Here is a 26508-nt window from a genome sequence, read left to right on the forward strand (position 1 = left end):
GCTCCGCCGTACCGCCCGCACCGGGGATCAGGCCTGATCCGCGTACAGGAACGAGCAGTGCCCGGCGGGGGACACCGGCACAGCCCCGGTCCGCACACGGTCAGAGCGCGATGAGTCCCGCGCTCGTCGCCCGAAAACCGCAGGCGTCGAAGTAGAAGCCCGCCAACCTGTCCTCGAAGTCGACGTGCAGCCACGCGCACCCTGCCGCGCGGGAACCACGGACCGCTTCGGCGACGAGTCCGGTGCCGATCCCCGCATGCCGGAAACCGACGCCGACCATGGTGTCGAGGAGGAAGGCGTGCACTCCCCCGTCCCAGGCCACGTTGACGAAGCCGACCAGCTCGTCGGAGCGCCGTGCGCAGACCCAGCCGACGCTGTGGCGGCGGACCCGCGTCAGCCAGTCGACGTCCGGAACCGGGTGACCGAAGGCCTCCGCGTGAAGGATGTTGACGGCCGCGTTGTCGAAGTCGCCCCGCCATTCGTACATGATCGTCATCCGCCGATCGTAGATCCCGAGACCCAACTCCCTTGATTTCAGGGGCACGTGAAATACCACCCGCCGCGTGTGACGCGATCCGCACGCTCGCCGACGCAGCACCCCTGGGTTCTGGAGGCCCGGCCTGAACCGTCCATCGCGGTGAGGGGCGTGAGCCGGGCCGGGTCGGTGACGGCCCGCCCGGTCGCCGTGCTGGCAGGATGGCGCCATGGAACGTGTGCTTGGAATCGGCGGACACTTCATGAGGGCGGCCGACCCGGTGGCCCTGAGCGCGTGGTACCGCGACTGCCTGGGCCTGGTCGCCGACGAGAACGGCCTGTGGCGTCAGGAACCCGGGCCCACTGTCTTCGCGGCGTTCGAGTCCGACACCGACTACTTCGGTTCCCGCACCCAGCAGACCATGCTCAACTTCCGGGTCCGCGACCTGGACGCGATGCTCGCGCAACTGCGTGCCCAGGGAGCGGACGTGGCCGAGGAGACGCAGGACATGGAGGGCGTCGGCCGCTTCGGCTGGGTCACCGACCCCGAGGGCAACCGCGTGGAGCTGTGGCAGCCCGCGTGACCGGGGCCGCCGCGGGCGGTGTCCGACCACCGGTCCGCGGGGAGACACGTCACCTGTCGCCGTAGGGGCCGCACGGCTCAGGCGTCCTGGGCCGCGTGGACCCTTCGGCCTGCTACGAAGGTCTGCAGCACGCGGCCTGCCGCGATCTCCTCGGGCGGTCCCGCGAACGGGTCCCGGTCGAGGACGACGAGATCGGCCGACCTGCCGACGGTGATGCTGCCGGTGATGTCGTCGAGGTGGTTCACATGGGCACTGCCCGCCGTGTACGCGGCGACGGCGGCGCCCAGGTCGAGTCGCTGCTCCGGGAGGAACTCCGGGGTGCCCTCGGGGGCTTCCGGGGCGATCCGGTTGACGGCGACATGGATGGCCTGGAGCGGATCGGGGCTGCTGACCGGCCAGTCGCTTCCGGCAGCCAGCGTCGCACCGGCCCGCAGCAGATCGCCGAAGGGGTACTGCCGTGCGCCGCGTTCGGCGCCGAGGAAGGGCAGGGTCAGTTCGTCCATCTGCGGTTCGTGCGCGGCCCACAGCATCTGCAGGTTGGCGCTCGCTCCCAGGGCACGGAACCGGGGTATGTCGTGCGGGTGCACGACCTGGAGATGCGCGAGATGGTGGCGTGTGTCGCGCCACCCGTTGGCGGTGCGTGCGGACTCCACGGCGTCGAGAGCCTCGCGCACCGCGCGGTCGCCGAGCGCGTGGAAGTGGACCTGGAAGCCGGACGCGTCGAGTTCGGTGACGTACTTCTTCAGGTCTTCCGGCTCGACGAAGCTGATGCCGCTGTTGTCCGAGGCGCAGCCGCAGCCGGTCAGATAGGGGTCGAGCATCGCGGCGGTGTGGTTCTCGGCGATGCCGTCCTGCATGACCTTCACCGTGCCGGCCCGGAACAGTCCTCCGCTCAACTCCTCTCGTTTGGCGACGAGTTCGGGGATCTGTTCGGCGCCGCGCGCACGGTCCCACCACAGGGCGCCGACCGCGCGGGCGGTGAGCAGACCCTGGTCGAGGGCCGCCCGGTAGGTGGGCGCCGGGTCGGTCATGTTGGCGTACGTGCCGACGATGGCGTCCTGCCAGGCGGTGACGCCGTACGAGTGCAGCACCGCCTGGGCCCGGAGCAGGGCGGTGAGCTGCTCCTGCGACGTGGGATCCGGGACCAGCCGTCCCACCAGATGAACGGCGCCCTCCTGGAGCATTCCGGTGGGGTTGCCGTCGGTGTCGCGTTCGATGCGGCCGTCGGCGGGGTCGGGGGTGCGGGAGTCGATGCCCGCGCGTTCCAGGGCGCGGCTGTTGACCCAGGCGCCGTGGTGGTCGCGGTTGGGGAGGAAGACGGGGCGGTCCGGGACGACGGCGTCGAGGGCCGCGGCGGTGGGAGCACCGCCGGGGAACGCCTCCAGGGACCAGCCGCCGCCGGTGATCCACTCGACGTCCGGGTTCCGGTCGGCGTACGTCCTGATCCTGCGCAGGTACTCGGCGGGGTCGACGGTGTCGGCGAGGTGGCACAGGCCCAGTTCGAGGCCCGCGCCCTGCGGGTGGACGTGGGCGTCCTGGAAGCCGGGGAGCAGCAGCTTCCCGGCCAGGTCGACGACTTCGGTGCGCGGGCCGATGAGCTCGCGCACCTCGTCGTGTCCGACGGCGGCGATCCGCCCGTCGCGCACGGCCACCGACGTGGCACGGCTGCGGGCGGGGTCGACGGTGTGCACGGGGCCGCCGGTGAGGACGAGGTCCGCGGTGTGTGACATGGGGTGGGCTCCAGAGTGGGGTCAGGCCGCCGTACGGTCCATCGGAAGGGTCAGGGACTCGGCGTCGGTGCCGCGGCCCGTCGTGAAGTACGGGGAGTGCCTGCCGTACTTGGCGACGGCTGCCATGCCGAGGCCGGCGAGCACGATCGCGGCGGGCAGGGAGAACATGAACCAGCCGTTGTCCGGGCTGAGTTCGAAGTGGTCGCTCATGGTCAGGTACGAGTATCCGAGGTAGCCGCCGAGGCCCAGCAGGATGAGTCCGGACACGGCCGGCACGCCGACGGCGAGCAGTGCCTCCCGGGGTCCGTCGTGGCGCGCGGCGCGGAAGCGCACGGCGCAGGCGATCGCGGTGAGGCCGTAGTAGAGGGCGACGATCAGGCCGATGGCGTTGACGGCGGCCAGCAGCATGTCGCTCAGCTTGGGGATCGCGACGGCGAGCAGGGCGATCACTGCGGCGATGGCCATGACGACGACCGTGCCGGCGGCGGGGGTGCCGTAGCGCGGGTGGAGGCGGGTCCACAGCGGCCCCATGGTTCTGTCGCGGCTCATGGCGAACAGGCCGCGGGCCGTGGGGATCAGGGTGGCCTGCACGGAGGCCACGGCGGAGAACATCAGCGCGACCAGGGGCAGGGTGGCCCAGGGTTCGGCGGCCAGTTTCTCGCCGAGGTACGGGAGGGCCTGGGGGCCGTTGCGGACGAGTTCGGTCAGGCTCATCTCCCGCTGGAAGGCGACGGAGGCGAAGAGGAACAGGCCGAGCATGGCGAAGAGGGCGATGAGGCCGCCGCGGGCCGCGTCCCCCGGGCTCTTGGTCTCCTCGTTGACGCTGAAGGCCGCGTCCCAGCCCCAGAAGAAGAACACCGCGAGGACCATGCCCTGGGCGAAGGCGGTGCCGCTGGAGATCTCGAAGGGGTTGAACCAGGAGAAGGACAGGGTCTGGTCGCCGGTGACCATGGCCCAGCCGCAGAAGGCCAGCAGGACCGTGTACTCGAAGACCAGGAGGGCGAACTGGAAGCGGGTGGCGGACCGTATCCCGGTGACGGCCAGAACGGTGAGGGCGACGAGGATCACCAGTCCCAGGGCCGTGGTGACACCGGTGGACGTCGGGTCGAGGGCGATCCCGGCGAAGCTGTGCAGGCCTGCCTTGTTGGCGAAGATCAGGACGACGGAACCCATGATCGCGCTGGTGTAGGCGCAGAAGATGACCGAGCCGACCAGCGTGACCCAGCCGGTCAGGAAGCCGGGCCAGGGGCCGAGGGACTTGCCGACCCAGACGTAGCCGTTGCCGCAGTTCGGTTCCGAGCGGTTCAGGCGGGCGTAGGCGGTGGCGATGCCGAGCACCGGCAGGAACGCCAGGAGCAGCAGGGCGGGGGCCTGGAGGCCCACGATGGTCGCGATCGTGCCCATGCCGATGGCGATGCTGGTGGTGGCCGCGGTGCTGGAGGCGGCGATGGCGACGCCGTCGACGACGCCGAGGGAGCGGCGCAGCGACGATCCGGGCGGGGAGGACGCGGGCGGTGCTGACGACATGGAGGGCTCCTCAGGGAGGGGAGACGGGGAAGAGCCGCGCGGTGAGGTGATGGAACAGCCGATGTCCACATTGGGTCAACCCTGTTGACGTAAGGCTGCCGGGGGCCGTTCACTGAGGGCCCCCGCCGAGAGGAACCCGGCCATGTCGACCCGTGTCCCGCAGGAGCGCCGACGTCGGCGGCCCACCCGCTCCGGTGTCCTGCTGTCCGAAAACCTGATCGTGGAGACCGCGCTGCGGCTGATCGGCGAGCACGGCCCCGAGGCGTTGAGCGTGCGCCGGCTGGGCGCGGCACTGGGCTGTGATCCGACCGCCCTCTACCGCTACTTTCACGACACCGACGATCTGGTGCTCGCCATCGCCGACCGGATCATCGGCGACGCGATGGCGGGGTTCGTGCCGGGTGGCGACTGGGTGGCCTCACTGCGCGAGATGGCGTTGCGGGTGCGCGCCGGGTACGTCGCCCATCCGCGGGCGGCCGCCATGGCAGCGCACCGGGTGACCCGGCGCACGAGCGAGATCCGGGCCGTGGACACCGGCATCGGCCTGCTGCTGTCCGCGGGCTTCGAACCGGCCGACGCGGCACGGTTCTATCTGGCCTTCATCGACACCGTGCTCAGCCACGCGGCGACGGAGGCGGCCTTCCAGGCGCTTCCGAGCCAGCAGCGTGAGGCCGACCGCCGGGCCTGGCGTGACGTCTACCAGGACCTGGACCCGGAGGCGTACCCGGCGCTCAGCGTGGTCCGCCGCGAGCTGCCCGGGCTGGCGGACAGCTCGTTCGAGGAGGCGGTGGACCTCCTGCTGGAGGCACTGACAGCCCGGGCGCCCGCGCGCTGAGCGTCCACGGGGTCCCACTGTTGACCGCTGACATGACTGCGCCGATGACACGAACAACAGTTCGTCGCCCGCATGAGTTTTTCCGTACGTTCCATGGGTCTGCGGTTGACCGGAGGGGCTGGACGGTAGCAACGACAAGATCACACAGTCAGCTCACAGGGGGCTCCATGAGACACGGACGATTAGCGGCCGCGGTGGTCACGCTCACACTCCTCGGACTCGGCTCGGCCCCGGCGCTCGCCCACGCCTCGCAGCCGTCGTCACCACCGCGGTACACGGCCGTCGACCTGGGCACTCTCGGCGGCGCCTACAGCTCGGGGTTCGCACTCGACCAGGACACGGTGGTCGGCAGCTCGGCGCTCGCCGACGACTTCACGTGGCACGCCTTCGCGTACGACCGCTCCGCACGCGTCATGACCGACCTCGGCACGCTCGGCGGGACGTCGAGCACCGCACTCGACGTCGAGGGCCGCTATGTGGCCGGAGATTCCAATCTCGCCAACGGCGAAAGGCGGGGCTTCGTCCACGACCTGCGCACCGGCCGGATGCAGACCATCGGCACCGCAGGCGGCACCGACAGCCATGTCACCGACATCAGCGACGGTGTGGTGGTGGGCAGCGCCAGGACACCCGGCAACCAGAACACCCACGCGTACGCGTACGACCCGCGCACCCGCGTCATGACCGAACTCGACTCCCCCGTCGGCCCGGACGGGACCAGCACCGCGGCCGGGACCTCCCGGGGCCGGTACGTCGCGGGGACCTGGGACCATCCCGACACGCCGTTCGAGGGGGGCCACGCCTTCGTCTACGACCTGCGCACCCGGTCCTGGACCGATCTGAGCGGCTACGACAACGGCGTCTCCAGCAAGGTCACCTCGATCAGCGGCCACACGGTCGTCGGCACCTTCCAGCCGAAGCCCGACTCCTCCGGCACTCCCGCGGCACGCGGCTTCGCGTACGACATCCGCAGCGGGGTGTGGACCGACCTCGGCCCCGAGATGTCCTACGGTCCGGTCGTCACCGGGCGCACCGTCCTCGCCACCGCCCGCCCGGGCGCGTACGCCTTCGACCTGCCCACCAAGACGCTGTCGGTCTTCGGCCCCGGGCCCGGCCGGACCTACGTCAACGGCGCGGCCGGGAGGTTCGCCGCCGGTGAGACCAACCCCGGCCCGTTCGGCTACGTCTACCGCGTCGACACCGGCGCGTTCACGCTCCTGCCCGCCATCGGCGGCGTCCACTCCACGGCGACCGACGTCGACCGGCACGGTTCCGCCGTCGGCAACAGCGCGACGGCATCGGCCGATCCCTCCACACCCGACGGCGTCTACCACGCCACGCTCTGGACCGTGCGGCCCGGCTGACCTCGGCTGACCCCATCACGCGGGCCGCCGGGCGAAGGGCCCGGTGACGTGCACCCCGTCCGGCCAACTCGCCGCGACGGGGGCCCGCGTCGGCCTGCGCCCGCGCGCCGCATGGCGGACAAGGGGGCGCGAATGCGACGTACGGCCCTCGCGCCCACCGCACCCCTCGGACATCTGCGCAGGAGCATCACACAGGCTGCACACTGCCTTTCGAAAGCATCGCTACTTTTACCTCCGGCTCGATCCTCCGTGCGAACGAGACCGGCCACGGCCAGCGGGCCGATGGTGCAGTCGACTCAGGAAGACCAGATGGACTACTGCTCCTCGTGCCGTCGGCATCTCAACGGCGCCCTGGCGTGTCCCGGATGCGGCGCCTACGCCCCCGACATCGCTCCCTCCGTCCAGCACCACACGATGAAGGACGTGGCGGCGACAGCGGCGTGGGACACGGCGCCCACATGGCACGACGCGGGTCTCCACGAGGAGCCGCCGACGGCGGCCGACTCCGCCGGGTTCCCGTCCGACGACGTGGCGGACGCTCCGGCGACGACGGAGGGCCGGGCCGCACGGCGCCGCCAGCGGGCCCGCTGGCGGAAGAACCAGCGCAAGGCCGTCGTCGCGACCGCCGTCGCCCTGGTCGGGGGCGGTCTGACCGTCTCCGCGATGAGCCAGCAGTCCAACGTCCGAACCCAGGCGGCCACTTCGCCGGACAACCGGTCGATGGGCGGCGCCGAGCTGCCGACCTCGGACGACACCCGCACGGGGTCCACGCCGGCCGACGCGTACCAGGCCTCCACGGCCACGCCTGCCGCGAAGACCGCCTCGCACCGGGGGGCGGCCGACACGGCGTCCACCACCACCCGGTCGTCGGTCCACGTCGACTCCGCCGCCGTCCCGAAGCCCACGGCGACGACCGCCTCGCAGTCGCGGTCGCAGTCCACGCTCTCCGCGTCGGTCGCCGCCGGCGTCGACACCGCCGCCGACACGACGACGACGCAGACCCCTTCGTCCACGGCCACGGACACCACGACGACGACCAGCGCGAACTCGGGCACGAGCACGAGTACGGGCACCGACAACTCGCAGACGTCCCAGACGTCCACGACTCCCTCGTCGACGGCGGCGACCGAACCGTCGCAGTTGTGCGTGCTCAACCTGCTCTGCATCAGCTGACCCCAGGCCCGGCCCTGGACTGTCGGTGGCCCGTTTCGGCTACCAGCACAGCGGTAGCGTGGCGAGGTGGTCTTCGAGCAGGCCGGCGATGATCCGGTGGTCCCGCGCGGAGGGGTGCCAGTCGCAGCCGAGGTGGTCCAGGGCGGGATCGTCGTAGTACCAGTGGCCGACCCGGTCGTCGCCCCGCGCGTTCCGGGCCCGGGCGATCCGCTCGACGGTGTCGGCGAACCTGGTGGTGCCAAGGCTGGTGGCGCTGACTACGAGGAAGGTCCTCGGGCCGTACCGGGCACGCAGCTTGTCGAGGAAGCCGTGGTACGCGGACTCGTAGGCGGCGACCAGCTCGGCCTCGGTCGCCCAGAGCTCGCCCGGATTCAGGGGTGTTGAGAAGTCGTTGAGGCCGAGCCCGATGATGACGGCCTGCGGCCGCCAACTGGCCGGCTTCCGCCAGACGTCGTCCTCGACGTTCAGCAGGGCACGGTCGTAGTAGGTGCGGAAGTCGGTGCCAGGGCTGCCGCCGTTGTAGTTGCGGACCATGCCACGGCCGGAATACGCGTTGATCTGGTAGTCGGCACCGAGGTTGCGGGCGGTGAGGGCACCGAAGGACAGGTCGGCGTCGGTGTTCCGGTTGACTCCCCCGTTGTTCGAGCAGTCGCGGGTGTCGGAGAGATTGCCGTAGCCGACGGTGTAGGAGTCCCCGATGAACTCGATCTGCCTGCGTCGAGCGGGGGGCCGGGCGAGGATCACCCCGCCGGGGACGGCGACGAACCCTCCGAACCTGCCTTCGCCCCAAGGGCTTTCCGTGCGTTTGACGAGCCGCACGCGGTGTTCGGTGTCGGCGAGGCCCTTGATCCAGGCGGTGGTCCTGCCGGGGGTGACGAGGGTGGCCTCGGTCGTTCCGTCGATCTGGACGTCGTAGTCGTTGTCGGAGTCGTCGAGGAGCATGCCCACGCCGGTACCGCGGAACCGGCCCTCGAAGCAGACGCCGGGCCAGCTGTACCGCACGAACCCGTCGGCGGCATCCTCGACCCGGCCCACGGTGTGGAACCGGGGCGGGGCGGCGGATGCCCAGGACGGGGCGGCGACGCCGGCGACCAGGCCGGCAGCGGCGGCGGTCACGAGGGCTCTGCGGGATAAGGAGCGGGGCTGAGGCGTCTCCATACGGCCATCCTTCGGTGGTGGGGGACGGTCCCGGCGGGTGCGGAAGCCGGTGCGGGTGGACTCTCCGGTGCGCGGCCACAGAGCACTCCTCACACGTCGCGGGAGCGCTCCCACACCCCTGGCGTTATTCAACGTGACCGCCTCACGCGCCCCCGTCAACCCCTCCCGCGCAGCGTGTCGAGGAGGTGCGGCCAGGCAGCGGCGCCCAATTCGGCATCGGCCTCGGGTGTGCCTCCGTAGCGGAAGCGCGGTGACGCCGGTGCGGAGCTCTCGCCGGGCAGGCGTGGGCGGTGGCCGGCGTCGGGGCGGGCGACCAGCCGCACACTTGCCCCGGCCGAACGCCGGCGCGCGGCCAGTTGTCCGGCGAAGGGAAGGGACGGCCACATCGCGTCGTCGCCGCCCGCGACCAGCAGGAGGTCGGCCCGGGCCCGCTCCACGGGGATCTCCGCCGGAGCAAGCAGGTGGGCGAAGGTCCGCTCGCTGCGTTCGTACCATCCGCGGACGGCGACGGGGTTGCCGTCCGGCTCCGCGGGAGTCCAGGAATCGTCCAGCGGGACGAAGGGCAGCGCCTGCTCCCGCCAGGTCCAGGACGATCGGTAGGGTCGCTGTGCTCCGTCGCGGCCCGGCCCGACGTTGCACCAGACCCGGGACGTGGGCGACAGCGCGACGACGGCGTCCACGCGAGGATCGTGCACCGCCGTCAGCAGAGCCGCCTCGGCTCCCTTGGAGACACCGAGGATGCCGACGCGCTCCGCTCCGTTCGCCTTGAGGACGTCGACGGCTGCGGTGAAGGTCTCCAGGGGGACCTCGCAGATCCCCGGAGGCTGCCCCGGGCCGCCGAACCAGCGGATCGACAGGGCCGTCATGCCCTGCCGGGCGAGGAGGCGCGCTCTGTCCCGTTCCACGCGCCCGCTGGAACCCGCCAGGACCAGAACACCGAGGGCACTGCCACGGACCGGGGTGGCGAGCATCCCTTCCCAGGGGTCGGTCAACTCGCGTTCGATGAAGTCCACTTGGCTCCCTGTCGTTGCGCCCCGGCCGGGGGCTCGACGGTACTGCGGGACGTTCGGCACCGTGGAGTACCCCTGCGGGTCACGGTGACCGGCTGCTCGTACTCGCGTGGCACGGGGTCCACCCGCCCCTCCGCGACCTGGCTCTTCTCCAAAGACCGGAGCGGCCCTCGCCCCCAGCGTCGGCACACCTCGTGCCAGGCATGCCGGGTGCCGTTCTGGATCACGACGTCCCCGGCGGCGAGCGGGGTGCACTGGCCGTCGTCGAGTTCGAGGACGATCTCGCACCGCAGCACGATGCCGTAGTCGACGGTCGGCGTCGTGTGCATGCCGTCGGGTTCGATGAGCCCCGTCAACGACGAGCTGACGCAGCTTTCGCGGGCGGTGACCGGAGCCGCGGAGGGGGCGGACCGCTCGGCACGGAATGTGCCGGTGCGGACGACGCTGCGCACCGCCGTGCCGCCGGCGTCCTTGACCGGCAGCCCGCAGGCTGCTGCGGCCAACGCCGGTGCGACGGCGGCGTGTTCGGGGAAGCCGGTGAAGAGCGGGACGCGGCTGTCGGGGCTGACCCGGTGTACCTCGACGGCGACATCGGCTGCGGGGCGGTCGGCGCGTGGCACCGCCGCTCTCCTTCCGGTGCGCGCGAGACGCAGGGCAGCATGGCGCCCTCCGCACGTTCGGTGGCCGTGAGCCGACGGTCACGATGATCGAGGGAACCCGCGGGAAGTCCGCACTGGCCTCCCGCGGAACGCCCCGGGCCCGGAAGGCGTGCAGGTCAGCCCCAGGCCGTCACCGGCACGAAAGAACTGTCCTGGCGGAACAGATCCGTGCCCACCGTCCGGTCCAGCCGGAGCTGGTAGTTGTAGTGGCGCAGGTAGTACCCGGGATAGTTGTACGACTCCCAGCGGATCGAGCCCGACGACGAGCCGGTGCGGGCGATGAACGTGGCGTCCTTGGCGAAGGTCGATGTGCCGTCATTGGCGTCGAAGCGGCCGCGGAAGTCCCAGTGGCGCAGGTAGTTGCCGGAGGAGTCGCGGAAGGAATAGCCGCTGGAGTCGGCGAGGCCCGCGACGACCGTGAAGGTGGACGCGGTCTTCTCGGCCGATGTGCTGGAGCCGGTGACCACCGGGAGGTTGAGCAGCGCGGACTGTGTCTGCCAGTAGCGCGTGGGGAAGTTGGCCGACTGGAAGGAGCGCGTGACGTTCTTCGCCAGTGCCGGTCCACCCGAGACGGTCTCCTTGATGACCGTGAAGTGGCGTGCCGTACCGGAGACGACCGGCAGTGCGGCCGGGGCCGACCAGGTCGCGAAGGTGTCGTAACTGTCACTGTAGTAGTAGGTGTTGTCGCCGTAGCCGTCGAAGAAGATCCGCCAGCCGCCGTTGTCGAGCTGGATCACGGACGGGCCCTCGCGGTAGCTTCCCCAGCCCGCCCAGTCGCCGGTCCTGGAGATCGTGTAGGGGCCGGTGAGCGCGGAGGCGGTCGCGTACTCGATGTACTTCGCCGTCTCGTTCTTGGTGAAGGCGTGGTAGGTCGAGCCGACCTTCACGATGTACGTGTCGATGTGGTTCGCGCCGATGCCGGACAGGGCGACCGGTGAACTCCATGCCGTCAGCGCGGAGTTGGCCGCCTTCAGCCGGTACGGGGTGAAGATCCACTCGTCGCTGGTGAGTGAGCAGGACACGATGACGTTGACGCTGCCGTCGCTGTCGACGAACCACTCCGGCGCCCACGCGCGGGACAGGTTGGCGATCGGGACGGTGTAGTCGTACAGGAAGGTCCAGTTGGACCGGTCGGAGCTGCGTGCGAAGCCGATGGTGGTGCTGACGTCCTGCCAGGTGTGGGTGGTGTAGGTGACGTAGTAGTAGCCGTCGGTGTGCTTGAAGACGCTCGCGTCGCGGATCCTGTTCGCGGGCGGGGTGTAGGCGGAGGACTTGAGCAGGCGGAAGTCCGTGGCGTCGTCGGACTGGTAGACGTTCACGGTGCCGTCGTTGCTGTTGAGGAACGGCACGATCGTGTAGCGGGTGGCCGAGCCGCTGGGCGGGGCGGCGGCCTGGGCCGTGCCTGCCAGACCGGGCAGTTCCCCCAGCAGGACGGCCGAGGCGGGCAGGGCCGTCATCGCGCGCAGCAGGGTACGCCGGGACGGCATGGGGGGTCGTGTGGTCACGGGCGGCTCTCCCTCGAACAAGAACAAGACGCGGCTTCGACGTCCGAGGCGTCCGAAATCACGAACGAGGTTCGGAAAGTCGATCAGAAGGTAGGGCTGAGGCATACACGAGTCAATGCTTTGCGCAGGAACGGGTGAGCCCTGTGGGAGACCTGTGGCGCACGCGGTCCCATGCCGCCCCGCATCGAACGGCCTCTCCCGCCAAGGCCGTTCCGGCGAAGCGCTTACCGACGTTACTGTTCGGTAGGCAACGTCGTCCCGGAGGTGCCCCCATGACGCACGACCGTTCCGCAGGCCTGGCGGAGACCGCCCGCGCGCTGGCCGACGGCACGATCACCTCGCGGGCGCTCGTCGAGCGGACCCTGGCACGGATCGAGACCTCCCAGGACAGCCTCAACGCCTTTCGGATCGTACGGACCGAAGCCGCCCTCGCCGAGGCCGAGGCCGCGGACCGGGAGCTGGCCGCCGGGACACGCAAACCGCTGCTCGGGGTGCCGGTCGCCGTCAAGGACGACATGGACGTGGCCGGTGAACCCACCGCGTTCGGCTGCCGGGGCGAGTTCCCGGCGGTCGCCAGGGACGGCGAGGCGGTGCGACGGCTGCGCGCGGCCGGGGCCGTGATCGTCGGCAAGACCAACACCTGCGAGTTGGGGCAGTGGCCGTTCACCGAGGGGCCCGCCTTCGGCGCCACCCGCAATCCGTGGAGCCCCGAGCACACACCGGGCGGTTCGTCCGGCGGGTCGGCCGCGGCCGTCGCCGCCGGTCTCGTGCCCGCCGCGCTCGGCTCGGACGGGGCGGGATCGGTACGCATCCCCGCTTCCTGGACCCATCTCGTCGGCATCAAGCCGCAGCGCGGCCGCATCTCCACCTGGCCGCGCGGCGAGTCCTTCCAGGGCATCACCGTCAACGGCACCCTGGCCCGCACGGTCGCCGACGCGGCCCTGCTCCTCGACGCGGCGAGCGGCAACCACGTCCTGGACCCGCACCGCCCGCCCGCCGTCGACGCCTGCGCCGCGGTCGGCCGCGACCCCGGCCGGCTGCGCATCGCGCTCGCCCTGAAACCGCCGTTCACCGCGCTGCCCGCCCGGCTCCAGCCGGAGGTGCGCGCGCGGATCGTCGAACTCGCTGAGAAACTGGCTGACTTGGGGCACACGGTCGAGGAGGCCGATCCGCCCTACGGACAGATCGGGCTCACCTTCGTCCCGCGCGCCACCGCCGGCCTCGCCGAACGGGTCCGGGACGCCCCCTTCCCCGCGCTCCTCGACCGACGCACCCGCGAAGCGGCCCGGCTCGGCGGACTGCTCGGCGGGGTCCCGCTGCGGGCGGCTCGGCGTGCGGAGGCGGTCCTGCACCGCCGTATCGGCGGGTTCTTCACGTCGTACGACGTCGTCCTCGCCCCGACCACGGCCGCTCCCCCGCCCCGCATCGGCGCGATGCTGAGCCTGGGCGGGCTGGCCACCGACCGGGCGATGATCGCCGCCTGCCCCTACGCCTGGCCGTGGAACGTGCTGGGCTGGCCCGGTGTCAACGTGCCCGCCGGGTTCGTCGCCGGAGGGCTGCCCGTGGGGGCCCAACTGCTCGGGCCCGCGAACAGCGAGCCGCTTCTGCTGTCGCTGGCCGCGCAGTTGGAGGCGGAACTGCGCTGGCACGAGACCTGGCCGGACCGGCGGGCCGCCGTGGAGTCCCCGGCCGCGTGACGGCGTTCCGCCCGTACCCTGTGACCATGGACGATGCGTCGATGGTCGGGCTCATGGGGCGGGTCACGGGGACGATAGGGCCGGGGCTCGTCGGCGAGGTGATCGTCCGGATCCGGGGCGGCGCCGAGCACTTCCTCGCCTACCCCGCCACCGGTACGGACCGGATGGAGCGGGGGACGGTGGTGATGGTGGTGGAGTACCTGCCGCCGAGAACGGTCTACGTGCAGGCGGCGTACGACAGTTGAGCCCGCTGACGCGCAGGTGAGAGCCGTAGTATCAAGGTTTCGACAAGGAATCGCCGACGTCTGTATTCCGCTCCCGGACAGGCGCACACTCCCTTCGTTCGGTGCCGAAAGGGCACCATCCAAAGGGGGCGTATGCCGATGGTTGTCGGCGTCGTTGCGGGGGTGGCCGTTGCTGCCATCGCCGCTCTGATCGGTCTGTTCAAGCTGATGTGGCGTGTCGCGGAACCCAACGAGGCACTGATCATCTCGGGTTCGAACCACAAGACCGAGGGGCTCGAAGCGGGCATGGGATTCCGCATCGTCACCGGGCGGGGCACTCTGGTGCTGCCCGGTGTGCAGGCGGTGCGCAAGCTCTCGCTCGACCTGAACGAGACCGAACTGCACGTGGACTGCGCGACGCACCAGGGCATTCCGCTCAGGGTGCGGGGTGTGGTCATCTTCAAGGTGGGCGACGACTTCGTGTCGATCGCCAACGCGGGGCGCCGTTTCCTCGACCAGCAGAAGCTGATGTCGGAGCGCGTGCACAACGTGTTCGCCGGTCATCTCAGGTCCATCGTCGGCGGGTTGACCGTCGAGGACATGATCCGTGACCGGGAGAAGCTCACCGGGCAGACCCGGGCCGCCTGCGGCACGGAGATGGAGAAGCTGGGGCTCATCGTCGACTCCCTGCAGATCCACGAGATCGAGGACCCCACCGGGTACATCAAGAACATGGCGATGCCGCACGCGGCCGCCGTCCAGCGGGACGCACGGATCGCGCAGGCGGAGGCGAACCGGCTGGCCACGGAGGCCGAGCAGCAGTCGTACGCGCGGATGGCGGAGGCCACCCGGGACAGCGAGATCCTCCAGGCCGGTTACCAGGCGGAGCGGGACAAGGCGGCCGCGAAGGCGCAGCAGGCCGGTCCGCTCGCCGACGCCGCGGCCCGCCAGGAGGTCGTCATCCAGGAGACCCGGGTCGCCGAACTCGAGGCGCACCGGCGGGAGCAGCAGCTCCAGGCGGACGTCCGCAAGCCGGCGGACGCCAAGGCCTACGAGAAGCGGACGCTCGCGGAGGCCGAGCGCGATGTGCGGATCTCGGCTGCCGAGGCAAAGGCGAAGGAGACGGAGCTCGCCGCGGCGGCCGAGGCCACCCGGGTCAAGACGGCCGCGGGCGCCGAGGCCGAGGCGACCAAGGCGCACGGTACGGCCATGGCCGCGTCGACCCGGGCCACCGGTGAGGCCGAGGCCGCGGCCGCTCAGGCCAGGGGTCTCGCGGAGGCGGAGGCGGTCAGGGCGAAGGGACTCGCGGAGGCGGAGGCCATCAAGGCCCGTGCCGCCGCCCTCGCCGAGAACCAGGAGGCGGTCGTCGCCCAGCAACTCGCCGAGAACTGGCCGGAGATCGTCAGGGCGGGCGCGTCCGCGTTCGGCAACGCCGACAACATGGTGATCCTCAACGGCGCCGACGGCATGGCGGACATGTTCGCCAAGGCGCTCACCATGGGCGGCACCGGCCTTGGTCTGGCGCGTCAGCTGCTGTCGTCGATGAACCAGAACGGAGGGGACCAGGGCGCAGGGGACCGGAACGGGCAGAACCCGAACGGTGCTTCGCCGCTGAACGGGCTGGTCAAGCCGCCGCCCGCACAGCGGGTGCCGGTCCAGGAGGACTGACCCACCGCGCTCACGGGGGCACCCCTTAAGGTGCCCCCGTGACTGCGTTTACCCATGACACCGATGAGAACGTCCCCGGCCGCCACGGCGGCACCGCCACCACCGAGGCCGACCCCCGCGAGGTCGGCACGGTGCGCACCGAGTACTCCCCCGCGCACGACGGCGACCCCGACCCCGGGGAGATCGTCTGGACCTGGGTCCCCTTCGAGGAGAACGACGGGCGCGGTAAGGACCGTCCCGTGCTCGTGGTCGCCCGCGAGGCGGCCGGCACCTTCCTCGCAGTACAGCTGTCGAGCAAGCGGCACGACGGGGACCGGGAGTGGGTCGCGATCGGCGCCGGCCCCTGGGACAAGTCGGGGCGGGACTCCTGGGTGGACGTCGACCGCATCCTGCGGCTCCACGAGGCGGGCATGCGCCGAGAGGCGTGCGCGCTGGACCGGGGGCGGTTCAACCTTGTCAGGAACCGGCTGCACGAGCGGTACGGCTGGACCTGACTAGGCCTGGTTCTGGAGTCGCCGCTCCGTGAACGCGGTCACGAACGCCTCGCGCACGACCGCGTCGCGCGTCCGGTCCAGGACCCCGAACACCACGTGCTCGAAGGCTCCGGCGAACCGTCCGCCGGGCCCGAGCAGCTTCCGGAACGCCCCCGCCACCTGCGCGGGGTCGTTCTGGAACACCCCGCAGCCCCAGGCGCCCAGGACCAGTCGCGGGTAGCCGTGGGCCACGGCCACCTCCAGCACCCGCTCGGCGCGCACCGCGAGGGCCCGCGGCAGTTCGGGCGCGCGCTCCGGTGCCGTACGCAGCACGACGCCCGCGTTCGGGGCCGCCGCCGTCAGGAATCCCACCAGGTGCGCCGAGTCCAGCAGACGGCCGCGGTCGTCCCGGAAGACGGGCACGGCCGGCGAGTGGATGACCCGGTCCGTGTAGAACGGGTCGCGGTGGGTCCGGTGGTGGTCGTAGAACTCACGGGCCCGGAGCTGGCAGGTGTACAGCGCGGAGGCCCGGCACAGCGCCTCCTCCTGGGCCTGGGCGCCGTTCAGATAGCCGCCGCCCGGATTGCGGGCCGAGGCGAAGTTCAGCACGGCCACGCGGCCGCCGAGCCGGTGGGCCGCCTCCAGACTGCTCTCGCCCGTGACCTCGACGCAGGTGTCCACGGGGTCGAAGGGCGGGACCTCCACGGGGCCCGGCCCGTACAGCCGTGTCCCGGCCCGCGCCGCCTCGATCCCGGCGGCGACGGAGACCTCACGCCCGTCCGGGGCCCGATAGCGCCCGGCCGCGACGATCTGTTCCGTCTCCTGCGCGATACCGCGCAGCCGCGCGCTCATGGCGCTACCCCCGTAAGCGCCATGAGCGCGCGTCGCGCGATCTCCCTCGTCGTGCTCATGAAGGAATCGTGCGCGATGCTGGTGATGCTGTGCAACAGAGTTTCCGGGGCCCGGTAGAAGGGGGAAACGCCTCGAAAACCCCGGGAAAACGAAGGTCCACAGCCCCGAATGCGCGGAAGTGCCCCCTTGTGCGGAACGGCACCAGGGTCTTGGGTGGGACGAGCGTTGCCGGTCCGACCCACCTGATCCCCGGACCGGTGGCATGGTGGAATCTCAGGAGGATCCCGACATGTCCGACACCCAAAGCGACTGTACGCCGGGGGACTGTACGAAGCCCCGTACGTCCCTTCCCGAAGCCGAACTGGAGGCCCTGGTCCGCGGTATCTGCTTCAAGACCGGCCCGCCCCGCCGTATCGGGGTGGAAGTGGAATGGCTCGTCCACGAGCTGCGCGACCCGCGGCTCACCGTGACACCCGAACGACTCGCGGCAGCCTACGCCGCACTGCGGACCGTGCCCCTGAAGTCGGCGCTCACCGTCGAACCGGGCGGTCAGCTGGAGCTCAGCTCGCAGCCCGCCGACTCCCTGATGGAGTGCATCGGTACCGTCTCCGACGACCTCGCCGCCGTCCGGGCGGCTCTCGCCGAGCACGGCCTCGGCCTCGTCGGCCTCGGCCACGATCCCTGGCATCCGCCCCGCAGGTTCCTGCACGAACCGCGCTACGACGCCATGGAGACCTGCCTCGACCGCACCGGCCCGGCCGGCCGCGCCATGATGTGCGCCTCGGCTTCCGTGCAGGTGTGCGTGGACGCCGGGCACGAGGAGCCCGGCTCCCTGGGCCTCGGACGCCGCTGGTCCCTGGCGCACCAGCTGGGCCCGGTCCTGGTGGCCGCCTTCGCCAACTCCCCCCTCGCCGCTTCCGGGCCCACCGGCTGGCTCTCCACACGCCAGCTGCGATGGACCGAGATCGGCAAGGACAGGGCGGGCGGCCCCGACCTGGACACCGACCCCCGCAGCGCCTGGGCCGCCCACGTCCTGGACGCACCGGTGATGTGCATCCGGCGGGACAGCGGCCCCTGGGACGTCCCGGAAGGGCTCACCTTCCGGGAGTGGGTCAGGTCGGGAGTGCCCCGGCAGCCGACCCGGGACGATCTCGACTACCACGTCTCGACCCTGTTCCCGCCGGTCAGACCGCGCGGCCATCTCGAACTGCGCATGATCGACGCCCAGCCGGGCGAGAACGGCTGGATCGTGCCGCTCGCCGTGACGGCCGCGCTCTTCGACGACCCGGAGGCCACCGAGACCGCCTACCGGGTGGTGAAGCCGCTGGCGGAACGCACCCACGCGCTGCCCGCCCCGCACAACCCGCTGTGGGTCGACGCGGCGCGCCACGGCCTGGCCGACCCCGAGTTGCACGAGGCGGCGATCGCGTGCTTCACGGCGGCTCTTCAGGCCCTGCCCCGGCTGGGCGCCACCGCCGAGGTCACCGACGCCGTCGAAACGTATCTGCACCGCTATGTGATCCGGGGCCGCTGCCCCGCCGACGATCTGCTGGACCGGACGCACGGTTCGCTCGGGAAGGAAATCCGCACATGACCGACCCCTCCGCCGGCTCCTCCTCGGCCGACCCCGAGGCCCTTCGCGAGCGGGCCGTGGCCACCCTGGTCACCGCACGGGACCGTACGACCCTCCTGACCAGCTGCGTCGAGGACCCCGACCTGACCGCACAGCACTCGCCGCTCATGTCGCCGCTCGTGTGGGACCTCGCCCACATCGGCAACCAGGAGGAGCAGTGGCTGCTGCGGAACGTCGCCGGGCAGGAGGCGATACGGCCCGAGATCGACGGCATCTACGACGCCTTCGAGCACCCGCGCTCCGAGCGCCCCACCCTGCCCCTGCTGTCGCCCGGGGAGTCCCGGCGCTACGCGGCGGAGGTCCGTGGGCGGGTCCTCGACGTCCTGGAGAGCACCGCGCTGCACGGCACGCGGCTCACGGAGGCCGGGTTCGCCTTCGGGATGGTCGCGCAGCACGAACAGCAGCACGACGAGACCATGCTGATCACCCATCAGCTCCGCAAGGGCCCCCCGGCCCTGACCGCTCCGGACCCGAAGCCGGCTCCGCTGTTCACCGGCCCGGCCGAAGTCCTCGTCCCCGGCGGCCCGTTCACCATGGGCACCTCCGACGAACCCTGGGCACTGGACAACGAACGCCCCGCGCACCGGCGTGAGGTGGACTCCTTCCACATCGACACCACTCCGGTGACCAACGCCCAGTACCAGGCGTTCATCGAGGACGGCGGCTACGACGAGGAGCGCTGGTGGGCCCCGGCCGGCTGGGCGCACATCCGCGGGCACTCCATCCACGCCCCGCTGTTCTGGAGCCGGGACGCCAAGCAGTGGCTGCGCAGGCGCTTCGGTGTCACCGAGGTCGTGCCGCCCGACGAGCCGGTGGTCCACGTGTGCTGGTACGAGGCCGACGCCTACGCCCGCTGGGCCGGACGCAGGCTGCCGACCGAGGCGGAGTGGGAGAAGGCCGCCCGCCACGACCCCGCGGGCAACCGCTCCACGCGCTACCCGTGGGGTGACGCCGACCCGGCGCCGGAGCACGCCAACCTGGGCCAGCGGCACCTGCGCCCCGCCCCCGCCGGAAGCTACCCGGAGGGTGAATCGCCGCTCGGCGTACGCCAGTTGATCGGTGATGTGTGGGAGTGGACGGCGAGCGACTTCGAGCCCTACCCCGGGTTCCAGGCGTTCCCGTACAAGGAGTACTCGGAGGTGTTCTTCGGCCCCGACCACAAGGTGCTGCGCGGCGGTTCGTTCGCCGTGGACGCGGTGGCCTGCCGGGGCACGTTCCGCAACTGGGACTACCCGATCCGGCGGCAGATCTTCTCCGGCTTCCGTACGGCCCGTTCCGCGGGAGCCGCCTGATGTGCCGTCACCTCGCCTACCTGGGCCCGGAGGAGCCGCTCGGCCGGCTCCTCGTGGAACCCGCGCACAGCCTGTACCGCCAGTCGTGGACACCGCGGCGGCAACGGCACGGCACGGTCAACGCCGATGGTTTCGGGGTCGGTTGGTATGCCGACGGCGACCCGGCCCCGGCACGCTACCGGCGGGCCGGGCCCATCTGGGCGGACCTGTCGTTCGCGGACCTGGCACGGGTCGTGCGGACGGAGGCCGTCCTGGCCGCCGTCCGGGACGCGACCCTGGCGGGAGCCGACGCCGAGGCCGCGGCGGCGCCGTACGCCTCGGGGCCCTGGCTGTTCAGCCACAACGGGGCGGTGGCGGGCTGGCCGCGCTCCCTGGCCGCGCTGACCGCCTCCGTGCCCCCGGCGGACCTGCTGTCGATGGAGGCCCGCAACGACTCGGCGTTCGTGTGGGCGCTGGTCCTGAACCGGCTGCGCAGCGGCGACGAGGAGGGCCAGGCACTCGCCGACACGGTCCTGGAGGTGGCCGAGGCCGCACCGGCCTCGCGGCTCAACCTCCTTCTGACCAACGGCGAGTCGATCGCCGCGACCGCCTGGGGCGACAGCCTCTGGTACCTCGCGCGCCCCGGCGGCGGCACGGTCGTGGCCTCCGAGCCGTACGACGACGATCCGCACTGGCAGGAGGTCCCCGACCGCACGCTGCTCGCGGCGAGCCGCACCGACATCCTGCTCACGCCGCTCAAGGAACCGTCCGCGGAACCACCGAAGGAGCCCCGCACGTGAGCCTGTTCCCTCTGCGGGGGTCACAACGCCCGCAGTCCGCCGCCGACCGAAGTGAGGCACCCGTGACCGGCACCCGCACCTACGGCTACACCGACACCCTGGACGCCGAGCACTACGCCAGGGCCCTGCGGGCCGACATCCTCAACGGACTGACCCGCACTCCCAAGTCCACGGCGCCCACGTGGTTCTACGACGGCCGGGGCAGCGAACTCTTCGAGGAGATCACCCAGCTCCCGGAGTACCCCCTGTGGCGAGCCGAACTGGGACTGCTGCACCTGCACGCCCGCGACATCGCCGCCCGGACGACAGCCCGCAGCCTTGTCGAGCTCGGGTCCGGGAGTTCGACCAAAACCAAGCTGATCATCGAGGCCTTGGGGCCGACGGGCCTGCGCTATGTGCCGGTCGATGTCAGCGCGGACGCCCTCCACCAGGCCGGCGCCCAGCTCGTCGCGGACTACCCGGGGATTCGTCTGCACGCCCTCCGCTCCGACTTCACGGGCCCCCTCGTCCTACCGGAACTCCCGGAAGCCGGCCCCCGCCTCTTCGCGTTCCTCGGCAGCACACTCGGCAATTTCCGCCGGCCCGCACGCGGCCCCTTCCTGCGTGGCCTCCGGGACATCATGCGTCCCGAGGACTTCCTTCTGCTCGGCGCCGACCTGGTGAAGAACGAGCAGGAATTGATCGCCGCCTACGATGACGCCCAGGGCGTCACCGCCGAATTCAACAAAAATCTGCTCCACGTCCTGAACCGCGAACTGAACGCCGACTTCGACCCTGACGCCTTCGACCACGCAGCCGTGTGGAACAGCACGGAAAGCCACATCGAAATGAGGCTGCGAAGCCGAGCCGAGCAGCTGGTCAAGATCCGAGGACTCGACCTGGCGGTTCAATTCGACAACGGAGAGGAATGGATCACCGAGCGCAGCGCCAAGTTCACCAGGGAGGGACTGGAGGATGAAATGGCCGGAGCAGGGCTCCGCACACACGAACTCTGGGCAGACTCCGACGCCGGGTTCGCGCTGATTCTCGCCAGCGCCGAATAGACAAACGGCGACCGGACTCACCAGGACCCCTGGCGACCACATCGAACAAGGGATGCGTAGGAAGGTGGTGCCTTTCGCGTATCCCTTGGGTGGCCCGTCAGGGGTCCTGTGCACGCGGCCGAGCCCTGTTTTCACGAGGCGAGGCCGGTCCGCCGGGGCCGTAGCCGAAGCGGATCACCATCTGGGCGTGGCGGGGACGGGCGTCTGTCGACGGCCTGAGCCGTTCACGCAGGTCAGGCCACTCCAGGGCCTGGTGCAGGAGTGATGCGCGGATTCCGTGTGCGGTGGCGAGGAGCAGAACCCGTTCAAGGGCCTGACCTGCGCGGAGCCAGTCGGTACGGCGGTCGTGGGCGGTGGTCAGTACGGCGACCGTCGGCCGTTTCTCGAAGGGTCGTGCGGCGGGTACCCCCGTGTGGCGGTGGGCGCCGAAGTCGCGCATCGGGATGCGTTCCGAGGAGTCCTGGGGGCCGAGTGCCCCGGGTGGCATGCCGAGGCCGGAGCCGTCCGTTTCCCGTATCCAACGGCGGCTTTCCTGCGACCTGTCCGAGTCGGTGGTGTTGCGGTGCTCCGCCTCCCTGGCGAGGTGCAGCACACGAACGGTCCGCAGCGGCGAGAGGTGGTGCAGCCGGGCCCCTTCCGCGTGTGCCGCCTCAGCGAGTTCGGTGAGGCGTTCGCGGACGGGGAGAGGCAGGGGCCGTGCGGCCCCTGTTCGGGCTCCGGACGGCCCGGCCGGAGTTCACCTCGCGGGGTGGTCGCCGGCCTCCGGCTGTTCGAGCTGGGAAGCCAGGACCGCGGCCTGCACACGGCGCTGCACCCCGAGCTTGGCCAGCAGGCGGGAGATGTGGTTCTTGACGGTCTTCTCCGAGAGGTAGAGCTTCTTGCCGATCTCCCGGTTGGTCAGGCCATCGCCGATCAGCGCGAGGATGTCCCGCTCACGCGGTGACAGGCTCTCCAGTTCGGGCGCGATGGTCGGCGTCCCGGCGGGTTCGGCGCGCAGCGAGCGCATCAGGCGGGCTGTGGTCGCGGGGTCCAGCATGGACTGGCCGGAGGCGACCGTGCGGACCGCCGAGACCAGGTCGGAGCCCCGGATCTGCTTCAGGACGTAGCCCGAAGCACCGGCCATGATGGCGTCCAGCAGGGCATCTTCCTCATCGAACGAGGTCAGCATCAGACAGGCCAGCTCCGGCATCCGGCTGCGCAGCTCACGGCAGACGGTGATGCCGTCGCCGTCCGGGAGACGTACGTCGAGTACGGCCACGTGCGGGCGCAGTGCCGGGCCCCGGACCAGGGCGTGCTCGACGGTGTCCGCGTCGCCGACCACCGTGATGTCGGGTTCGGCGTCGAGCAGGTCGGTGACACCCCGTCGTACGACCTCGTGGTCGTCGAGCAGGAAGACACGGATCGGATTCTGCTCCGTGAAGGTGCGTGTCCCGGTCATGACGGCCCCTTGTTCCCGGTGGCGGAAGAACCGCGAGCGGTCCGTGACAACGATCATCACCCGCCGGGCCCGGTTGCACTAGGGCCGACCGGCCCTCCTCTGCTTCGAGATGCGCCCCTGCCGGCCCGGCAGTCACGGACCGGTGGCCCTCACGCCGGGGGGGGATCGGACCGGTGGGACGAGCCGGTGCTGACCGGCGATGTGCCGGTGGTTCCCTTCACCATGCCGGACGCGGAGTACCGGTTGAGCTCCCGGAGTTCCCTCGTTCCTCCAGGTCGAAGTCCACGTCCACCACACCCTCGACGGCGCGTACCAGGCGGGCTGCCACGGGGACCAGAGACGTGTCGCGGACCCGGCCGACGAGCTTCACGACTCCGTCGTGCACGTCGACGCGGATCGCCGACTCAGGGGTGGGGAACAGATAGGACGCCACTTCGCGGTGGACCTCCTCGGCGATCTCCTCGTCGCCGCGCAGGAACACCTTGAGCAGGTCTGCCCTGCTGACGATGCCCTCCAGCATGTCCAGTTCGTTCACCACCGGCAGCCGCTTGACCTTGGAGTGCGCCATGGTGCGGGCGGCCTGGGCGAGGGTCGCGTCCGGGCGGGTGGTGAGCGCCGGTGAGGTCATCAGCTCCTCCGCGGTGACCGCCCCGGCCTTCGCCAGGTCGCAGAGGCGGCGCAGCTGGACGGACCGGTCGGGGTCGCTGTCGCGGAACTCCTCCTTGGGCAGCAGATCAGCCTCGGAAACGACGCCGACGACCCGGGCCCCGCCTTCGAGAACGGGCAGGGCGCTGACCTTCCGGTCCTGCATCAGCCGCACGATCTCCTTGAAGGTCGTCCGGCGGCCTACGGCGGCGACCGTGTGCGTCATGACATCGCTGACGATGTGCGGGGTGCCGTGCATGATCACTCCTCGCGTTCAGTAGCTGCCGGAGCCGTACGGCGCGTACAGGTCCAGCAGGCGGATCCGGGCGGAGTGGAGGCGGTGGGCGAGCACGTCACCGACCCAGCGGGCCACGGCGCTGCCCATGGCCGGGTCCTCCTGACACATCAGGCGGACGGCCGTCGCGTCGAACTCGTACGCCCGCACCGGAGTCGTCGCCTCGGCTCCCAGGTGATAGCTGTGCGGGACGAACAGCCAGGACCAGCCGACCAGTTCGTTGTGCCGCAGGGTCTCGATGACAGCCGCGCGGCGACCGGGGACATGCATGTCGAGCTCGACGGTTCCCGTACGGATGATCCAGAACCGGTCGGCCGCACTGCCCTCCTCGAACAGCCGCGTCCCCTGCGGGATCGACACCTCACGAGCGACGCGCATGAGCCTGAGCCGGTGCTCGGCCGGCAGGGCGCGCAGCGTGCTGGGCGTCGGGGTGGTGATCATGGCGTGCCTCCCGAGGGTGTGGGAACTACCGGTGCCAGCCTGTGCCCCTCGCCGGTTCCGGCCCATGGGCCACTCGGTCCATGGGCCGGACCACTCGGCTCCGTCGAGACGACCTGCGCTGTCCGTACGGCGCCGGCCCCGACACCCGGCACAGGTGTCACGGGTGGCAGGTCGTACCGATTCGGTCTAGTCCCCCGTGGACCGGCGCCGGTAGGCGGCCACTGCCGTCGGCAGGGTCGGGAAGATCAGTTCCATGCCCACGGATTCCGCGAGGCCGTACGCCTGGAGGGCGTCCAAGAGGTCCTGCTTCACGCGGGCGAGGGCGAACACCACGCCGCGGCTGCCGAGTTCACGGCGCAGCTCGTCCACCGCGTCCAGTGCCGTGATGTCGACCTCGACATTGGCCTCGGTGTTGAGGACGAACCACCGCACGGGCTCGGTCTGTCGGTCGACGGCGGCCAGGGCGCGGCGGTGGAAGTCCTCGGCGTTGGCGAAGAAGAGCGGGGAGTCGTAGCGGTAGACGAGCAGGCCGGGGATCGTGCGGGCTGTCGGGTAGTCGTCGACGTCGTGCATGCCGGCCACGCCCGGCACCATGCCCTCGATCGCGTCGTGCGGGCGGGCCACCCGGCTCAGCAGCTCGGCCACCGACAGGCCGACGGCGACGAGCACGCCGTACAGGATGTCCAGGGCGAGCACGCCGGCCAGACAGCCGAGCGCGAGCAGCAGTTCTCGGCGCCTGAAGCCCGCCAGGCGGCGGAAGCCCGCGAGGTCGATCATGCGGACGGCTGCGTAGACGACGAGCGTGCCGAGCACCGCGGAGGGCGTGCGCGAGAGCAGGGGGCTGAGGAAGAGCAGGACGGCGAGGACCACGGCCCCGGCGACGAGCGAGTACACCTGGCTGCGAGCGCCCGCCGAGGAGGCGAGCGCGGTGCGGCTGGCGCTGCTGCTGACGGGGAAGCCGTGCAGGATGCCCGCGCCGAGGTTTGCCGCGCCCAGTGCCAGGAACTCCTGATCGGCGTCGAGCCCGGGGCCTTCGGCGTGAAACGCCCGCGCGGTGAGGATGAAGTCGGTGTACGCGACGATGAGTACGCCGAGGGCGGGCAGCACCAGGTGTGGCAGCTCGCTCGGGTCCGGCCACGCGAGGGCGGGCAGGCCGGACGGAATCTCGCCGATCACCTTGATGCCGTACCGGTCGTCGAGATCGAACACGACCATGGTGGCTGTTGCGAGGACGAAGGCGACCAGAGGGCCGGGGACGTGTCTCGGTACCGTGAAGAGGAACGCGAGTACGGCGGCGGACAGGATCATGGTCGCCATGTGGGCATCGGTCAAGTGGCTGATGAAAGACCACAGTTGGGGGAAGAAGTCCGAGCCGGTCGTCCTCACCCCGGTGAGCTTGGGCAGTTGGTCCATCATCATGATCAGTGCCACGCCGCTCAGGTAGCCGATCAGGACGGGCCGGGAGAGCAGGTCCGCGAGGAAGCCCAGGCGCACCACTCGCGCCACCAGGCACAGGAGTCCGACAGCGACCGCGAGAGTGGCCGCCACAGTGGCGTAGCGGCCCGGGTCACCGGCGGCGAGCGGTCCGACGACGGTGGCCGTCATCAGCGCGGTGGTGGACTCGGGCCCGACCGAGAGCAGGCGTGAGGACCCGAACAGGGAGTACAGGGCGAGGGCGGGCAGGATCGCCCACAGTCCGGCGGCCGGTGGCAGTCCCGCCAAGCCCGCGTATGCCATGACCTGCGGAACCAGATATGCGGCCACGGTGACGCCGGCCAGCAGGTCGCCCCGCAGCCAGGCGCGCCGGTAGCCGTGGAGCGCGACTGCCCCGGGCACCAGGCGCCGCCACCCCGGAGCGTCCGTGTGCTGCCTCATGGTCCACCCTCCTCCGTCCGGCCCCAGGATCCACCGGAGCGCCCAGGACCGCGAGTTCTTCATGACGAAGCTCCCAACCGGCCCTACTGAAAGGGCCGTTCAGCCCAACAGTCACCGACCTTCGGCATCCGCCG

At 71.1% G+C, this 26508-nt stretch carries 25 protein-coding genes; 12 read left to right on the forward strand and 13 right to left on the reverse strand.

The window, feature by feature from the left end:
• Positions 1–100: 100 nt before the first annotated feature.
• Positions 101–496 (reverse strand): GNAT family N-acetyltransferase, encoded by a 396-nt coding sequence (locus ACZ48Z_RS10025; protein ID WP_468735334.1) that lies wholly within the window; start codon positions 494–496, stop codon positions 101–103.
• A 208-nt stretch (positions 497–704) separates the two neighbouring features.
• Here ACZ48Z_RS10025 and ACZ48Z_RS10030 point away from each other — a divergent pair, with 208 nt between their 5' ends.
• Entirely contained in the window at positions 705–1058 is a 354-nt protein-coding gene (locus ACZ48Z_RS10030; RefSeq protein WP_468735335.1) for a VOC family protein, read from the forward strand.
• A gap of 77 nt (positions 1059–1135) precedes the next feature.
• On the opposite strand, the gene ACZ48Z_RS10035 is transcribed toward ACZ48Z_RS10030, so the two are convergent.
• Both ACZ48Z_RS10035 and ACZ48Z_RS10040 read right to left on the reverse strand, forming a co-directional pair.
• Complete coding sequence (locus ACZ48Z_RS10035; protein ID WP_468735336.1) at positions 1136–2788, reverse strand: amidohydrolase; 1653 nt, start codon at positions 2786–2788, stop codon at positions 1136–1138.
• A 21-nt stretch (positions 2789–2809) separates the two neighbouring features.
• Entirely contained in the window at positions 2810–4315 is a 1506-nt protein-coding gene (locus ACZ48Z_RS10040; protein WP_468735337.1) for an APC family permease, read from the reverse strand.
• A gap of 142 nt (positions 4316–4457) precedes the next feature.
• On the opposite strand from ACZ48Z_RS10040, the gene ACZ48Z_RS10045 reads away from it, so the two are divergent.
• From ACZ48Z_RS10045 to ACZ48Z_RS10055, 3 genes are all read left to right on the forward strand, one after another.
• Complete coding sequence (locus ACZ48Z_RS10045; protein WP_468735338.1) at positions 4458–5150, forward strand: TetR/AcrR family transcriptional regulator; 693 nt, start codon at positions 4458–4460, stop codon at positions 5148–5150.
• A gap of 167 nt (positions 5151–5317) precedes the next feature.
• Positions 5318–6514, forward strand: a complete 1197-nt coding sequence (locus ACZ48Z_RS10050) for a hypothetical protein (protein WP_468735339.1) — start codon at positions 5318–5320, stop codon at positions 6512–6514.
• Between the two features lie 309 nt (positions 6515–6823).
• Positions 6824–7687, forward strand: coding sequence for an SCO2400 family protein (locus ACZ48Z_RS10055; protein WP_468735340.1), 864 nt, complete (start codon positions 6824–6826; stop codon positions 7685–7687).
• 39 nt (positions 7688–7726) lie between these two features.
• Here the strand turns inward: ACZ48Z_RS10055 and ACZ48Z_RS10060 are convergent, their stop codons facing one another.
• From ACZ48Z_RS10060 to ACZ48Z_RS10075, 4 genes are all read right to left on the reverse strand, one after another.
• The gene (locus ACZ48Z_RS10060) at positions 7727–8845 is read right to left on the reverse strand and encodes an SGNH/GDSL hydrolase family protein (protein ID WP_468735341.1); all 1119 of its coding nucleotides are present in this window, start codon (positions 8843–8845) and stop codon (positions 7727–7729) included.
• Positions 8846–9000: 155 nt separating this feature from the next.
• Complete coding sequence (locus tag ACZ48Z_RS10065) at positions 9001–9858, reverse strand: acyl-CoA thioester hydrolase/BAAT C-terminal domain-containing protein (RefSeq protein ID WP_468735342.1); 858 nt, start codon at positions 9856–9858, stop codon at positions 9001–9003.
• A complete protein-coding gene (locus ACZ48Z_RS10070; protein WP_468735343.1) occupies positions 9834–10475 on the reverse strand; it encodes a cupin domain-containing protein in 642 nt (213 codons plus the stop codon). Before ACZ48Z_RS10070 ends, ACZ48Z_RS10065 begins: the two co-directional genes overlap by 25 nt.
• 155 nt (positions 10476–10630) lie before the next feature.
• A complete protein-coding gene (locus tag ACZ48Z_RS10075) occupies positions 10631–12019 on the reverse strand; it encodes a glycoside hydrolase family 43 protein (protein WP_468735344.1) in 1389 nt (462 codons plus the stop codon).
• A gap of 272 nt (positions 12020–12291) precedes the next feature.
• Here ACZ48Z_RS10075 and ACZ48Z_RS10080 point away from each other — a divergent pair, with 272 nt between their 5' ends.
• The 4 genes from ACZ48Z_RS10080 (at position 12292) to ACZ48Z_RS10095 (ending at position 16102) form a co-directional block, all read left to right on the forward strand.
• Positions 12292–13716, forward strand: a complete 1425-nt coding sequence (locus ACZ48Z_RS10080) for an amidase (RefSeq protein WP_468735345.1) — start codon at positions 12292–12294, stop codon at positions 13714–13716.
• A gap of 26 nt (positions 13717–13742) precedes the next feature.
• A complete protein-coding gene (locus ACZ48Z_RS10085) occupies positions 13743–13961 on the forward strand; it encodes a hypothetical protein (protein ID WP_468735346.1) in 219 nt (72 codons plus the stop codon).
• Positions 13962–14093: 132 nt separating this feature from the next.
• Entirely contained in the window at positions 14094–15608 is a 1515-nt protein-coding gene (locus tag ACZ48Z_RS10090) for an SPFH domain-containing protein (protein ID WP_468735347.1), read from the forward strand.
• Between the two features lie 38 nt (positions 15609–15646).
• Positions 15647–16102 (forward strand): type II toxin-antitoxin system PemK/MazF family toxin, encoded by a 456-nt coding sequence (locus ACZ48Z_RS10095; protein ID WP_468735348.1) that lies wholly within the window; start codon positions 15647–15649, stop codon positions 16100–16102.
• Here ACZ48Z_RS10095 and ACZ48Z_RS10100 read toward each other — a convergent pair whose 3' ends face one another.
• A complete protein-coding gene (locus ACZ48Z_RS10100; protein WP_468735349.1) occupies positions 16103–16933 on the reverse strand; it encodes a TIGR02452 family protein in 831 nt (276 codons plus the stop codon).
• Between the two features lie 289 nt (positions 16934–17222).
• Here ACZ48Z_RS10100 and egtA point away from each other — a divergent pair, with 289 nt between their 5' ends.
• The 4 genes from egtA to egtD all read left to right on the forward strand — a co-directional run bounded on the left by egtA (position 17223) and on the right by egtD (position 21680).
• Complete coding sequence (egtA, locus tag ACZ48Z_RS10105) at positions 17223–18527, forward strand: ergothioneine biosynthesis glutamate--cysteine ligase EgtA (protein WP_468735350.1); 1305 nt, start codon at positions 17223–17225, stop codon at positions 18525–18527.
• Positions 18524–19858: an ergothioneine biosynthesis protein EgtB gene (gene egtB, locus ACZ48Z_RS10110; protein ID WP_468735351.1), complete on the forward strand. Its 1335-nt coding sequence runs from the start codon at positions 18524–18526 to the stop codon at positions 19856–19858. The genes egtA and egtB overlap by 4 nt, the downstream gene beginning before the upstream one ends.
• Entirely contained in the window at positions 19858–20637 is a 780-nt protein-coding gene (gene egtC, locus ACZ48Z_RS10115; RefSeq protein WP_468735352.1) for an ergothioneine biosynthesis protein EgtC, read from the forward strand. The genes egtB and egtC overlap by 1 nt, the downstream gene beginning before the upstream one ends.
• Positions 20638–20699: 62 nt before the next feature.
• Positions 20700–21680 carry an L-histidine N(alpha)-methyltransferase gene (gene egtD / locus ACZ48Z_RS10120; RefSeq protein WP_468735637.1) on the forward strand — a complete coding sequence of 327 codons (981 nt, stop codon included), beginning with the start codon at positions 20700–20702 and terminating at the stop codon, positions 21678–21680.
• Positions 21681–21777: 97 nt separating this feature from the next.
• On the opposite strand, the gene ACZ48Z_RS10125 is transcribed toward egtD, so the two are convergent.
• The 5 genes from ACZ48Z_RS10125 to ACZ48Z_RS10145 all read right to left on the reverse strand — a co-directional run bounded on the left by ACZ48Z_RS10125 (position 21778) and on the right by ACZ48Z_RS10145 (position 26374).
• On the reverse strand, positions 21778–22272 hold the full coding sequence (locus ACZ48Z_RS10125; protein ID WP_468735353.1) for a hypothetical protein: 495 nt from the start codon (positions 22270–22272) through the stop codon (positions 21778–21780).
• Positions 22273–22416: 144 nt separating this feature from the next.
• A complete protein-coding gene (locus ACZ48Z_RS10130; RefSeq protein WP_468735354.1) occupies positions 22417–23118 on the reverse strand; it encodes a response regulator in 702 nt (233 codons plus the stop codon).
• A gap of 217 nt (positions 23119–23335) precedes the next feature.
• Positions 23336–24022 carry a CBS domain-containing protein gene (locus tag ACZ48Z_RS10135; protein ID WP_468735355.1) on the reverse strand — a complete coding sequence of 229 codons (687 nt, stop codon included), beginning with the start codon at positions 24020–24022 and terminating at the stop codon, positions 23336–23338.
• Positions 24023–24037: 15 nt separating this feature from the next.
• Positions 24038–24499: a cyclic nucleotide-binding domain-containing protein gene (locus ACZ48Z_RS10140; RefSeq protein WP_468735356.1), complete on the reverse strand. Its 462-nt coding sequence runs from the start codon at positions 24497–24499 to the stop codon at positions 24038–24040.
• Between the two features lie 186 nt (positions 24500–24685).
• Complete coding sequence (locus ACZ48Z_RS10145; protein WP_468735357.1) at positions 24686–26374, reverse strand: SulP family inorganic anion transporter; 1689 nt, start codon at positions 26372–26374, stop codon at positions 24686–24688.
• Positions 26375–26508 lie beyond the last annotated feature (134 nt).

The organism is Streptomyces sp. NPDC031225 (assembly GCF_055570355.1).